This is a genomic window from Azospirillum thiophilum, assembly GCF_001305595.1.
Classification (GTDB): domain Bacteria; phylum Pseudomonadota; class Alphaproteobacteria; order Azospirillales; family Azospirillaceae; genus Azospirillum; species Azospirillum thiophilum.
The window spans coordinates 544,925-558,382 of record NZ_CP012406.1 but is presented as its reverse complement, the minus strand read 5'-3'; the positions used below and the strand labels follow the sequence as shown (position 1 = coordinate 558,382).

At 62.6% G+C, this 13,458-nt stretch carries 12 protein-coding genes; 9 read left to right on the top strand and 3 right to left on the bottom strand.

Annotation, left to right across the window (positions count from 1 at the left end):
• The first annotated feature begins 17 nt into the window (after positions 1-17).
• The 7 genes from AL072_RS30850 to AL072_RS30820 all read left to right on the top strand — a co-directional run bounded on the left by AL072_RS30850 (position 18) and on the right by AL072_RS30820 (position 6,797).
• Complete coding sequence (locus AL072_RS30850; RefSeq protein WP_045584785.1) at positions 18-488, top strand: (R)-mandelonitrile lyase; 471 nt, start codon at positions 18-20, stop codon at positions 486-488.
• An 89-nt stretch (positions 489-577) separates the two neighbouring features.
• Positions 578-1,063 (top strand): cytochrome P460 family protein, encoded by a 486-nt coding sequence (locus AL072_RS30845; RefSeq protein WP_045584784.1) that lies wholly within the window; start codon positions 578-580, stop codon positions 1,061-1,063.
• A 17-nt stretch (positions 1,064-1,080) separates the two neighbouring features.
• Positions 1,081-1,767: a DUF4405 domain-containing protein gene (locus AL072_RS30840; protein ID WP_045584783.1), complete on the top strand. Its 687-nt coding sequence runs from the start codon at positions 1,081-1,083 to the stop codon at positions 1,765-1,767.
• Positions 1,768-1,860: 93 nt separating this feature from the next.
• Positions 1,861-3,525 carry a carboxylesterase/lipase family protein gene (locus tag AL072_RS30835; RefSeq protein ID WP_045584782.1) on the top strand — a complete coding sequence of 555 codons (1,665 nt, stop codon included), beginning with the start codon at positions 1,861-1,863 and terminating at the stop codon, positions 3,523-3,525.
• A gap of 246 nt (positions 3,526-3,771) precedes the next feature.
• Positions 3,772-4,941, top strand: coding sequence for an aldo/keto reductase (locus AL072_RS30830; protein ID WP_045584781.1), 1,170 nt, complete (start codon positions 3,772-3,774; stop codon positions 4,939-4,941).
• Positions 4,942-4,972: 31 nt separating this feature from the next.
• Entirely contained in the window at positions 4,973-5,650 is a 678-nt protein-coding gene (locus tag AL072_RS35420) for an aldo-keto reductase family protein (protein ID WP_200909970.1), read from the top strand.
• A 100-nt stretch (positions 5,651-5,750) separates the two neighbouring features.
• Positions 5,751-6,797, top strand: a complete 1,047-nt coding sequence (locus tag AL072_RS30820) for an alpha/beta hydrolase (protein WP_200909969.1) — start codon at positions 5,751-5,753, stop codon at positions 6,795-6,797.
• 120 nt (positions 6,798-6,917) lie between these two features.
• Here AL072_RS30820 and AL072_RS33910 read toward each other — a convergent pair whose 3' ends face one another.
• Genes AL072_RS33910 through AL072_RS30810 form a run of 3 tightly spaced genes read right to left on the bottom strand, consistent with a single transcriptional unit; the run spans position 6,918 to position 10,969 of the window.
• Positions 6,918-8,339: a TniQ family protein gene (locus AL072_RS33910; RefSeq protein ID WP_082109243.1), complete on the bottom strand. Its 1,422-nt coding sequence runs from the start codon at positions 8,337-8,339 to the stop codon at positions 6,918-6,920.
• Positions 8,340-8,342: 3 nt separating this feature from the next.
• A complete protein-coding gene (locus AL072_RS30815; protein ID WP_200909968.1) occupies positions 8,343-9,269 on the bottom strand; it encodes a TniB family NTP-binding protein in 927 nt (308 codons plus the stop codon).
• Positions 9,266-10,969, bottom strand: a complete 1,704-nt coding sequence (locus AL072_RS30810) for a Mu transposase C-terminal domain-containing protein (RefSeq protein WP_200909967.1) — start codon at positions 10,967-10,969, stop codon at positions 9,266-9,268. The genes AL072_RS30815 and AL072_RS30810 overlap by 4 nt, the downstream gene beginning before the upstream one ends.
• Positions 10,970-11,261: 292 nt before the next feature.
• Between AL072_RS30810 and AL072_RS30805 the strand changes: the two genes are divergently transcribed.
• Both AL072_RS30805 and dctP read left to right on the top strand, forming a co-directional pair.
• A complete protein-coding gene (locus tag AL072_RS30805; protein WP_045584777.1) occupies positions 11,262-12,215 on the top strand; it encodes a LysR family transcriptional regulator in 954 nt (317 codons plus the stop codon).
• A 159-nt stretch (positions 12,216-12,374) separates the two neighbouring features.
• The gene (gene dctP, locus AL072_RS30800; RefSeq protein WP_245637063.1) at positions 12,375-13,451 is read left to right on the top strand and encodes a TRAP transporter substrate-binding protein DctP; all 1,077 of its coding nucleotides are present in this window, start codon (positions 12,375-12,377) and stop codon (positions 13,449-13,451) included.
• The last annotated feature ends 7 nt before the right edge of the window (positions 13,452-13,458 follow it).

Sequence of the window (13,458 nt, the reverse complement as noted above, 5' to 3'; positions counted from 1 at the left end):
CGGATTGAAGGAGTGAGATGAAGTCCCTCGTCGCAGCAAGCATTTCCATTGTCCTCTGCGCCTCATCGGCGTTGGCCCAGCCAAAAACCACGATTACCGTCACATCTCCTGGATCGCAGCCGTCCTCCATTGGCGCTGCCGAGAACTTTACCGGCGCTGTGCGGGTCGACTCCCGGTTTCAGGGATCCGCACCTGCCCGCATCGGTGGTGCAACCGTGACCTTTGAGCCGGGCGCCCGCACGGCCTGGCATAGCCATCCCCTTGGCCAGACGCTGATCGTTACGGCGGGTAGCGGCCTTGTCCAAGAATGGGGTGGCTCCATTCAGGAGATTACGCCAGGCGATATCGTGTGGATTCCGCCGGGGGTGAAGCACTGGCACGGCGCCAGCTCAAGCAACGGCATGTCGCATATCGCCTTCTCCGAAGCGCTCGACGGCAAGTCGGTCGACTGGATGGAAAAGGTAACGGACGAACAGTATCGGCGATAGTCGCTCTGCATCAAATGCCGCGGCGATCCGCCGAGCCGGCTCCGATCGCACAAGGCCTGCCGGTCTACGAACCCCGAGCGAGGTTGTTCATGCTGAAATTCGTGAAATCCGTTGCCGCGGCGAGTGTCATCGCCGGTGCCGTCTCTATGATCGGCTGGCAGGTGCACGCCGAAACCAACCGGGTAAAGTTTCCCGAGAATCTCGACCATCTCGTGCATTACACGACCGTGCGGCGCGGCAATGTGACGGAGCATATCATGACGACGCCTGAAGCAATGGACGCCGTCAAGAGCGGACGGCCAATCCCGGCGGGCACCCATTTCGTCCTCGTCGATCACCGCGATGGAGAACTCTACCGCTACTTCGTCATGGAAAAGGGTGAAGGTTTTGGAGCCGATTACGACGAGCGGCGCCGCACGGCCGATTGGCAATTTCAGTGGTTCTGGCCGGACAAGTCGGTCAACATGCAGGAGAACACCGCTCGCTGCCAGTCGTGCCACCGCAGCCAGGCGGACAGTGACTTCCTCTATACTGCTTACCGCATTCCCCGGTTCAACGGCACGCCGGTGCAATAGATCGGGAGGGGCATGCCTTGAGTTCCGTCCTTCTGTTGCGTCTCGCATTCGATCTGAGCGCAGCCGGCCTTCTCCTCTTCGGTTTCACCTATTGGTGGCTCGGCAACACCGCTCATGAACTGGCCGGAACCGCGATGTTCCTGCTGCTGATCGTCCACAACCTTTTCAACCGTCGCTTCTACGGTACGATTGGGCAGACCCGACGGACAATGCGGCCCCTGTTCAACGTCGCCGTTACCCTGGCATTGCTCGTGGCGATGGTGGTGCTGCTTGTCACCAGTGTTCTGATCTCCGACGCCTTGTCGGGTGTCATGTCGTCTTTCGGTGGCTTCACCGTGCGACAGATACACACGCTCGCGGCTTATTGGGCCCTCGTCATCGTCGCTGTCCATCTTGGTCTACGCTGGCCGTTGATCATGAGTGTAACGCGTGCAGTGTTCGGCATTTCCAAACCGAATGCGGTCCGCACCTGGGTGTTGCGGCTGATCGCCGGTGCCACCGCTGTTCACGGTATCTGGAGTTCTTTTGAGTTGGGCATCGGCACCAAACTCGCCATGCAGGTGACGCTCGACTGGTGGAATTTCGAGCAGTCGGTTGCCGGCTTCTTCGTTCACAGCGTCGCAGTCGCCGGCCTCTATATGTTTGTGACCTACTACGCCGTGAAATGGCTGCATCGCAGGAAGCAGGCGGCCGTAACGACATAGTTCGATTGGCCCCACCCTGTGACAGAAAATTCTGATCGAGTGCTGCGATGGGCTATCTGCCCCGGCAATTGCGCGCGACTCTTGGAGAGCGAAATGCCTGAACTCCGATCCCGTATGTTTGGAATGGCCCTGACCATAGGAACGCTGCTCGGCGCCTGGCAAGGCGCGGCAGCAGCACCGGACCTCATAACCGCAACGACGAAAGGGCCGGTTCAAGGTGTCGCGCGCAACGAGGTCGTCGAGTATCTCGGAATCCCCTATGCTGCTCCCCCTGTCGGCGATTTGCGCTGGAGGCCACCGAAGGAACACACTCCCTGGACGGCAACGCGGGATGCGACATCCTTCGGCCCGGCCTGCGCCCAGGTCACGTTGCTCGGGGTGTTTGCGGGTCCGGCCAACAACAATGAAGATTGCCTCTACCTCAACGTGATCGCACCGAAAGATGTTTCGTCCAGCAAGGAGAGGCTTCCGGTCCTTTTCTGGATTCACGGGGGCGGATTCGTCGACGGCGCCGGAAGTGACTACGACGCCAGCAAGCTGGCCGCCCAGGGAAAGGTTGTCGTCGTCACGATCAACTACCGGCTCAGTCTGCTCGGCTTCTTCGGCCATCCCGCCCTCAACAAGGAGGGACATCTGTTCGCCAATTACGGTCTGCTGGACCAGCAATCCGCGCTACACTGGGTGAAAGACAATATCGCGAACTTTGGCGGCGATCCCGACAACATCACTGTGGCCGGCCAGTCCGCCGGCGGCGCAAGCGCGGCGTTCAACGTCATCTCCCCCCTGACCAAAGACATGTTTCATAAGACGATCATCCAGAGCAGCGCGTCTTGGCTGGCGGCGACCCCGATGGAGGTTGCAGAAAAGAAGGCAACGGCCTTTGCCAACGCCGCTGGCTGCGGCCAGGAGGACGACGAAGCAACCGCGGCCTGCCTGCGCAAGCTCCCGGTAGACACCCTCATGAAGATGTCGGGGCCGCCCGAAGCCTTCGGCCCCTATGTCGTCACCCCAGTTGCCGATGGTCAGATCGTGCCGAGCGGCGGCGCCTCGGCTATCGAATCGGGTAACTTCAACCGAATGCCGATCATGAACGGCTCGACCCGTGACGAGGGCAACTTCTTTGCCGCGATCCCGGTCTACCACTCCGGCAAGGCGATCACCGAAGCGGATGTCGAAGGTTATGTGAAGACGGTCTTCGGCGGCAACGCGGGTGCGGGCGGCACGCCTCCGTCCTATCCGGTCGGAACCGTTGACAAGATTCTCGCGCAGTATCCCTCTGGCGACTATCTGAGCCCGCAACTGCGCATGAACGCGATCCAGAGCGATGTCATGGTCTGCCGTATCCAGCATGGCACGCATCTTCTAGCGGGAAAGGTGCCGCTTTACGTCTATGAGTTCCGTGACCGCACCGCGCCGTTCATGTTTCCCAAACTGCCTGACTTCGTACCGCTCGCCTATCACACCGCGGATCTTCAGTATCTCTTTCCTGGATTCCGTGGCGGTGACAAGGGCGTTCGGCACGAGCTAAATTCGCAGCAACTACAGCTTTCCGATCAGTTGGTGGCGGCCTGGACGAATTTCGCAAAAACCGGTGATCCTAACGGCGAGGGCGTGACTGTCTGGCCGCAATACACAGGCGAGCCGAATGCCCGGACCTATCTCGCGCAGGACATCCCGGAGCTCTCCACCCTCAGCGACGATGTCTTCACGGCCGATCACAAATGCAGCTTCTGGAAGAATCTTCTGGTCTACAACTGAGGACATCAAACGACGGCTCAGGCGTGAAGCAGTCAGCTTGCAATTGCTGGAGCCGCAAAGCTCCGGCTATTCATTAACTTACCTTATATCGTCAATCCGTGTATCTCATCTAATCGGCCGTAACGTTGAATGGTAGTACTGCGCCGTGCAAATGAACCCACAGGAAAGGCGAATTAATAACAGTTCAACGAATCCAACCACAAGTACTAACGGCTTTGGTCCAAGAACTGCGTAAGGAGATTTACTATGCAGAACGACAATTCCGAGAAGCCACAAGGGTCCGTGGGACGGCGTGACATTCTGATGGTTGGTGGCGGCCTGACCCTTGCGCCGTTGCTGGCTGGTGCATCGTCCACGGCGTTCGCTCAATCAGCCAATAGTGCCGCCCCTCAAACGGGCGGTTCCAAAAACCGCCGCAAGCTCGGCTCGCTGGAGGTCTCGAGCGTCGGCCTCGGCGTTCAGAATATGCACCGCACATACCAGACGATCGTTCCCTCCCGGCCGGAGATGATCAACATCATCCGAACGGCCTATGAGCACGGCGTCACCTTCTTCGACACGGCAGAAGCCTACGGCCCGCATGAATGCGAGCGGATTCTCGGCGAAGCCATCGCACCGTTTCGGGACCAGGTGGTGATTACCTCGAAATTCGGCTGGAACATCGACCTGCAGACGGGTGCGAGAGGTCCTGGGCTGATCAGCCGTCCCGATCACATCAAGCTCGCGGTCGACGGCATGCTGAAGCGACTGCGGACCGACCGTATCGACCTCCTCTACCAGCACCGCGTCGATCCGCAGGTGCCGATTGAGGATGTTGCCGGCGCGATCAAGGGTCTCAAGGCGGAAGGCAAGGTCCTCAACTGGGGCCTTTCGGAAATGGGGATCAACACCTTGCGCCGTGCTCATACCGAACTGCCCGTCACGGCGGTCCAGAGCGAATACTCAATGCTGTGGCGCGGGCCGGAAGAGCGAGTGCTGCCCGTCTGTGAGGAACTGGGCATCGGCTTCGTGCCATGGAGTCCCCTGGGTGTGGGCTTCCTGACGGGAGCGATCGACGAGCGGACCCGGTTTGCCGAAGGCGACATCCGCGGTATCGAGTCGCGCTTCTCGCCGGAGAACCTGCCAGCGAACCTGGCGCTCGTGAGACTGTTGGGCAACTGGGCCGAGAAGAAACAGGCGACGAAGGGCCAGATCGCGTTGGCGTGGCTGATGGCGCAAAAGTCCTGGATCGTCCCCATTCCCGGAACGACGCAGATGCCGCACATGCTCGAAAACATCGGCGCGACCTCGATCAGTTTCGCGCCCGATGAGATCAGCGAACTGAATGCGGCGGTCGCGGCGATCAAGGTGCGCGGTCAGCGCTTGCCGAACGCCGTTCTCGCATTTTCGGACGTCGAGGCGCCTCCGAGGCGTTGAACGTCTTGGGCGGCGCCAATCGCCCCGCCTGATGATCGAGGGCTTCCTGTTCTTTATGGGAAACCCAATTCGTCATCCATGGGCAAAAGCGCGCTGCTCGATCTCACAGTTCAGCGGCGCTCGGGCAGGTTCATCTCAAGGTCTCAACATCTGTTTCCGGGGCACGAATGTCTCTCGATCCTGTTCCGGCGCGCTTTCTGCGCATCATTCTCAGTGTGTCTTTTCTTGGTGCGGCGGGCTTGCTGCCGGTGTCCTCCGCCCTGGCGAGGGCACCGATGCAGATGACGCAGGCTCCCGGCTTCTATCGGACGATGATTGGTGCGCTCGAATTCACCGCGCTCAGCGACGGCACAACTCCGATGCCGACTTCGATCTGTGCGTCGCCTTCTTCGACAACGCCGAGGTCTACGGTCCCTTCACCAACAACGAGCTGGTCAGCGAAGCGTTTGAGCCGATCCGCAATCGAGTGGTGATCGCAACCAAGTTCGGCTTCACCTTCGGAGACGACAACAAGCAGCAGATCCTCAACAGCAAGCCGGATCATATCCTGGAAGTGGTCAAGACCTACCCGAGGCATCGTTACCGTGACTGTGAAGTGGGAGGGCGGAGTTATACCGGACGTCGAGGTCAGGGCGCACACCACGGTTCTGCGATCCGTCGATTTGCAGCGCACCTTTGCCGCGGCCGTGCCAAGGGTGTGGTCGGCTGATCTCTCGACAATGTCCGGGTCGGCAAGCTCGCTGGATCGAGCGCCACGCTGCCTCAACGACGTCATTCAGAAGATCAGACAACAAGCGGCGACGTGACGAATGAGAGACAAGACACTTCAATCGACCTGCATGGCAGTGGCGTTGATTCTGACACCTCTGTTTGCGGGTGCACAGGAGAATGAACCGTTGCGTCTTGACGACACGACCACTGAACCGCAAAAGGTCCGCAATCACGGCTCTCAGGGGATGTTGCTGAAAGCCGACAGCACGATCGGGGATATTCTCGACCATCCGGCGTTCTCTGGATTTGCGAGACAAATCCTTCCCTGGGATGGCCGTTCCTACGACAGAAGCATGTCGGTCAACGATATTGGATCGCTTCTTCCATACCACAGTCATGTCGAGCCGGGCACCGTTGTCGGCGCGCTGAACCACATGATACGCGATGCAAACAGTGGAAAGATCATTTTCTACGACATTTACACGGAAGCGGAAAAGCGTGCGCAGCCGGCAAAGGAGAATACCGGCCTATTCTTTTTTCGTGGAAAGCCAGGGGCGCCATTTGCGGTCGTGGCACCCGGCGGAGGGTTTGCCTATGTCGGGTCGGTCCATGAAGGGTTCCCATATGCACTCGACATCAACAGCCGGGGATACAACGCCTTCGTTCTGAAATATCGCACGGGCCAAGGTGGCAGGATAGCAACCGAGGACTTGGCAACTGCTGTCTCCTTCATCGTCCGGAATGCGGCGACGCTGGAGGTCGGCACTGAAGATTATTCCCTTTGGGGCAGTTCGGCTGGAGCGCGGATGGCCGCCTTCATTGGGTCATACGGCGTTGCAGCCTTCAACGGCGACAACATACCCAAACCGTCTGCCGTGGTGATCGCCTATACGGCGCACGCTGACACATCATCCGATGAACCTCCCACCTTTGCAGTCGTCGGCGAGCAGGATGGCATCGCCCCTCCATCGTCCATGGAAAGCCGCGTCGCTGCCCTTCATCGGTCTGGCACCCCCGTTGAGTTCCACCGCTATCCAAATGTCGGTCACGGCTTCGGGACGGGCCGCGGGACCAGCGCCGATGGTTGGATCAGAGACGCCGTTTGGTTTTGGGAGCGTCACATGAAATACAGGATGAGCAAATAAGAAATAATCGTATGATTCAATTGCAGTGCGACATCCTGAATATTGATGCGAAACATGACCTGCCATCGACCAGCGCAGGCTATCACCGGAAACCGATGCTACTACGTGGTTCCGGAACGCCTACAGGCTGTGGGGCGAGGCAGCCAGGGCGGCCTCCGACAACCGATGCAACGTGCGTCTCCGCACCGCTGGGGAGGCATGGCGCACAGCCAACCACTCAGGGCTTGAAAGGATCGCTTCCGCCAGACGCCGGTAATGGGCGGCATCCTGCAACCCGAGTGCCTGCGATGTGGATGGCGGGGTGCCCTGCGTCTTTCCAGGAAACGGCTTGAGCGCAACTGGCCCCCCGGCCTTCTTCCGCTGAATGGAGGCTTTCCGGCCATGGTGGGCCGACCGCCTCACAGACGCCTCATCAACAATCTTTTCCAACCGCTGCCGCGGAAGCTCTGGCCACTCCGCGCTCCGAGCAACCAGCCATGCCTTCTGAGATGCTCGGAGCCAGCGGTAGAGCCAATCCAAGGAGGCGACCCACCGATACGATCCAAAGCGGGGCTCCGACAGCAGGGCACTGGTTTCCTCATCCAGCAGAAGAGCGACCACGGCGGCCAGCAGGCTTCGACGCCGCGCCGGCGGCACACAGCATGCCCAGTATTGCAGGTCGACTTTCGATCTGAACTTTCCAGGCGACGGAAAGGCGGCGCTGTCGAATGCATTGATCGCATGTTCGCGAGGGTAAGCGCCTTGGCCTGCCATCAGCGCCACAATCAAATCCTCGGTCGCTGCGATGAACGCCTTCGGGCGCGATCGCCCCATCCATCGTGCGTTGGGCGTCCGGCGGTCCAGTGCCCGGCAAAGGTCCGTCTCGAAGGCCATGACCACACTCCACGCGCGGCCGATGGAGTCGTTGTCGGCACCCGTGTTGGCGGTATCCTTGGGACCTGCCGCCGCATACTCATCAAGCGAGCGGCCGCAGTCTCCACAACACAGTCGGGTTCCGCCATCGGACGGCACAAACCGAAGGGTGTGGGCCGTTTGACAGAATGGACAGAGATGGCGCAGCGGCAGGCGGTGTCGGTGACAAAAGCCAACCGTCGCATACACCCAATGACGACGCAGGTACGCATGTCGGCCGGCGGCGTGATCTTCGCTCAGGCAGAGATCGCACCACCCCGGAGCCAGAGCATCCGCATAGCGCTCGGTTCCGTTGGTCGGGTCCAGAACACCCCAGTCCCAGGCGAACCAATGGCGCGGCCAAGTCGGGTTGGCTGCCTTCAGAGCAAGGGTCGAAAGACGTTCGGCGGGAAGTCGGGCTGCCGAGGCAAGTGCAGCAATTTCCTGGTGAGCCGGCCGGTAATCCAGACCATTCATAGTCGGGACGGCTTCCGCATCGTCACCCGGCGTGGTCAGGAGACCTCGCAAGGCACCACCATCGAGGTCGTACCGGCAGGCGACCCGCGACAGCCACGACGACAGCAGCTCGTCTTCCATCGGTCGGGGGGCGAGCGGCAGCATCGTCGGAGCAAGGACGGTTCCCACTGTCATCGCCTACACCGCCACCGAAGTCTTCCGTCCCATGCCGCGTTGCGCCTTGACGGTCATGGAAACCAGCGGAAGCACCAGATCCTCGGCGGTGAAACTCTCCTCATCGATCATCTCCCGGCCGCTCCGGATCGCCGCGATCGCCACGGTTTCGATCAGCCGGAAGACGCGCACCGTGATCCCATCCGTCATCGACAGCACGCGCCGGCTGACGGAGACGCTGCTGAGGGACGACCGTTGCCGCAACGGCAGGATTGCCGCGAGGCTGGCGAGCAAGTCGCGGAATGCCTGATCGTCCCGCCAATGCGTCAACTCAAGCGCGTCGAACCGGTCGGCAAGCTGCTGATCGGTCAGCAGCGCCATCCGGGCTTCGTCGGTGCCGGCGCAGACCAAGGGGATGCGCAGATCATTGGTCAGGAACCGCAGCGTGTTCAGGAAAATCCGCTGTTGACGGTAGGTGCCGGCCAGCATGGCATGCACCTCGTCGATGATCAGCACCCGGGCGTTCATCTCGCCCAACAGGCGCCGGCACAGGTTGCGGGCGCCACGCACCGTTCCCGCTCGCCGTTGCGGCACGCCGAGAGCGGTCAGCAGCTCGTCGTAGAAATCCCCCTCGTCCGGCTGCGTCGGCATCTGGAAGGCGACCACCGGCATCGTCGTCACCCCCGTTCCCTCGTTGAAGACCGCCGGGTGGTCCCGCACGAACTTGCGGATGATCTTGGTCTTGCCCATGCCGACGTCGCCGAACAGCAGCAGGCACGGCATGCGGTCCCGCTTCGGGTAGGTGAGCAGGTCTTCGAGCTTGCCGAGCGCCGCTTCTGCCCTCCGGTGGTTGATCCAGCGGTCAGCCCGGATCCATTCGATACGGTCATGGTCGGCCAGGCACGCGTATTCGCGATAGGCCGGATGAAGGTGCTCGAAGACCTCGCTCATGACCATTCCTCCACATCGTAGGGCATCAGGGGCTGATCGGTCGGCGGGCCGTCGTCAATGGGCGAGGGTGGTGAAGGCTCCCTCCGCTCTGGGGTTGCGCTCGCCGCCTCAGACCCGGCGAGTGCATAGGCGGTACGCTGCACCGTTTGTCGGGCGGCTTTGGTTCGTGCCGCAGCCTCGGCGACCAGCATGCGTTGGGCCTCGATTGCATCGAAGATCATGGCCTCGTCGACCGACCGGCGTCCCCGTTCCCGCAGCACCCGCATCGCCTCCAGGTGCTCCCAGCGTGTAATGCGCGGCCGGCGCAGATCGCGGTAGCGGATCGGCCAGTGCTTTCCATCGGGAGCTTGGAGAAACACCCGCGACAAGTCGCGTGGGTCATATTTGACCGGCATCCGGGCGTCCGATTGTCCGGCCCATACGCTCAGAATGCTGTCCCAGTAGTGGATGTTGAAGATCCGGATGCCCTCCCGCGTCACCTTCCGCTTCTCGAACGGCAGGAAATTGAAGAGGAACCGCTCCGGGTCGGCCGGATGACGCACCGGGGTGGGGCGCCGGGCAACGGTGTCCTCCCACGCCGTCATCGGCGGAAGCTGAAGAGCGCTGTGGATGCTGGCGTGGTAGACGCCCACGATTTGAATGGCGAGCCACGTTTCCAACTCCGGCAGCGTCATAACCGCCGTCCTCTCCGGGTCGTAGTCGCCCTTCTCGTCGATGTTCGAGAAGGTGGTTCCCGGGAGGAGATGGACGGCGCCCATCATTGTCCCGATCAACCGCTCGATGTGGCCCCCGAAATGCGGGGTTGCCGGCGGCCGATACTGTTGCTCGATGCCATACTCCCGACAGCCGCGCTCCAGAGCCTTCGAATGGAAGTCCTTACCGTTGTCCATGTGCACGGTTTCCGGAAGCCCCGCGACCGGCCAGGGAGCCGCCACCCCGCGCTCCGCCAGCCAATCCGCCTTCGGTAGCACGGCGTGCCGCATGGCCATGGCGACGGAGGTCGCCGATGGAGCCTCCAGGGTCAGATAAAATCCCACGACCATCCGGCTTGCGACGTCGATCATCAACGTCAGCCAAGGGCGTCCAAGGGGCAGTCGGTACATCTCGTCGACGACCATGACATCGACCCGCGTGTGGTCGATCTGAACGACCTGAAGCGCGTGATCCGACACATACTCTCCGAAGACGGGGCGGAACTGGTCACGGGCCGCTTTCGGTCCCTCCCGCGCCTTCACCAGAGCTTTCCGGCCCTGCCGATCAATGCGGACACGCAAAGCCTTCACCGATGGCGTCGAAATGCCCCGCGCCTTGCACTCGTGCTCGATGTGCCGCCGCAACCCGGCCACCGTGGGATGCTGGCGTGTCATGTAATAATCGCGGATTGCCGCTTCGATGACGCTCTCGATCTCCGGCTCCAGGCAACGGAACCCTCGGGCCGGACCCGGCTTCGGCGGAATCAAGGCGCTCGTCACTGGCTTCTCGCGATAGAGCGCCACGAGCGCATAGATGCGGCTCCGCTTAAGCCCCAATATGGCAGCGGCATCGGCGACCTCCGCCTGCGTCAAACGCTCGCGCTCCGCCAGCGGCCGAACGACGCGCTCCCGGCGCTCCGCCTCGTGCCACTCTTCGTCAGTGGCGGATTGATGATCGGATTTGCTTTGCGGCATGACCGCCACCGTGACGATGGTCTGTATCGACATCGTCCGGTGATCCTGGACATCAATCCGGTGATCCTGGTTTATTTTCCACCGATCCTGGGAAACACGGAAGATTTGAAATTGCTTGAACCTGAGTCCAGCGGTCCCGGAAAATCGACAACAGCCACCTGCTCCCTGCCGCAAAACAGCCTCCCCCCATTGCCTACCGCCCCCACGTTCCCACCCCGCCCGCCCTCACCATCGTTCCCCATCCCCCCGTCCTCATTGACGCGCGCGCCACCCCTCCTGGCATAGTCGGCATCCCGTCGCCCACCGCCAGGAGCGTCCCCCGCCCATGTCCGCCAAGCTGGACTTCCGCCGCCTGCGCTATTTCGTCGCCGTCTGCGAACTCGGCAGCTTTTCCCGGGCCAGCGAGTTCCTGAACGTCGCCCAGTCGGCGCTCAGCCAGCATGTCGCGTCGCTGGAGCAGGATCTGGGCGTCCAGCTGCTGGTCCGGCAGCCCCGCGGCGTCAGCCGGACCGAGGCCGGCGACCGGCTGCACGCCCATGCGCGCGGCGTGCTGCATGCGCTGGAACAGGCGGAGCTCGACGTGGTGTCGCTGGCGCGCTCGGCGGTCGGGCCGGTGATGGTCGGCTTCAACTACACCGCCATGGAGGCCATCGGCCTGCCCTTCATCCGCCGCGTCGCCGCCACCCTGACCGAGGTCAAGCTGCGCGTGATCGAGGCGCACAGCGAGATCATGCATGACTGGATGCTCTCCGGGCAGGCCGACATCGCCCTGACCCTGGTGCGGCCGAACGACGACCGGCTGGAGGCGGTGCCGCTGCTCGACGAGGAACTGGTCTGCCTCGGCACCCGCGCGATGATCGGCGACGGCGGCCCCATCGACCTCGCCGACGTGCTGCGCCTGCCGCTGATCATGCCGGGGCGGACCGCCGTGCTCCAGGCGCTGGCCAGCGATGCCGCGGTGCGGCGCGCCATCGCCGAGAAGGTCCATCTGGAGATCGAATCCGCCATCCCGCTGAAACGCGCGGTCGGCGCCGGGCTGGGCGTGACCGTCCAGTCGGCGGCGCTGGCCGGCGACGAGATCGCCTCCGGCGAGCTGGTCGCCCGGCCGGTGGTCAACCCGTCGATGGGACGCACCCTGTATCTGGTGTCGTCGCGCATCAAGACCGCCTCCCGCGCGGTGATGGAGGCGCGGCGGCTGATGGTCGACGTGGTGCGCGAGGCCCATGCGACCGGCCGCTGGCCGGGGCGCTGGCGCGACAGCCATCTGGAAACCAGATAGCTCCCTTCATTTATTTGTATTTTTACGACACCCCCCCGCCATGCTGTTCTGTTTTAAGACCAAACAATCCGAAAGCCCGCGATTGAATGGGCTTGGCGTCCGGCCCGCGCATCCGCCGGCCGGACCACCGCAACGGACAGCCACCGGGAGGGACAGGACATGACGACCGACACGACGACCCAACAGACGGCCCAGCAGACGGCCGACAAGACGATCCGCCGCGGCTCCACCATCGCCAGGGGCGCGCTGGCGCTGCTCGCCGCCGGCTCCGCCATGGCGCTGACGGCGCTGCCGACCACGGGGGCGGAGGCGGCGACGCGGATGCGCTGCAGCCACCAGCTGCCGCCGGGCCACCACATCGCCAAGGTCGTCGACCGCTGGGCGGCGGAGGTCGAGGCGCTGTCGGACGGCAATCTCGACGTCCAGGTCTTCGGGTCGGACAGCCTGATCAAGGCCAACGACAACATCCTGGCGGTCGCCAAGGGCGACATCGAATGCGCCTTCTCGCTGAATTTCCAGTGGGGCAAGACGCTGCCGCTGATGAACGTCACCGTCGGCCCCTACACCATGTCCTCGATCGAGGCATGGAAGAAATGGCCGACCTCCGAGGCGGCGGCCTTCCTCGAGGAGCGCCTGCTGAAGAAGGGCGTCAAGAACGTCGTCTGGATGTTCCAGACCAACACCAGCGTCTTCACCTCCAAGGGCAAGCCGCTGCTGAAGCCGGAGGATTTCCAGGGCCAGAAGATGCGCGGCATCGGCCCGGCCTTCGACCGCGGGCTGAAGGCGATGGGCGCCACCCCGGTCGCGATCCCCGGCAGCGAGGTCTACCAGGCGCTGGCGACCGGCGTGATCGATGCCGCCATCACCGACGTCGCCGCCGCCTGGTCGCGCAAATACTACGAGGTGCAGGACCATATGACGGTGGTCCCGGTGCTGGCCGCCTACCTGCACGGCTACGTCAATCCCGGCTGGTACGGCAAGCTGACCGACAAGGACAAGGCCGCCCTGAAGAAGGCCGGCGAGGACGCCGCCGGCTGGGCGATCGAGGCCTCACAGGAGGCCGCCGCCAGCGCCCCGGCCGAGCTGGAATCGAAGGGCGTCAAGGTCCATGTCGCGACGCCGGAGGAGAATGCCGCCTTCAAGGCCGCCATGGCGCCGGCCTTCGCCGAGGGCTTCGCCGACGAGACCGGCGCCGACGGCCGCAAGCTGCTGGACCTCATCGCCAAGATCCAGTGACGGGGGC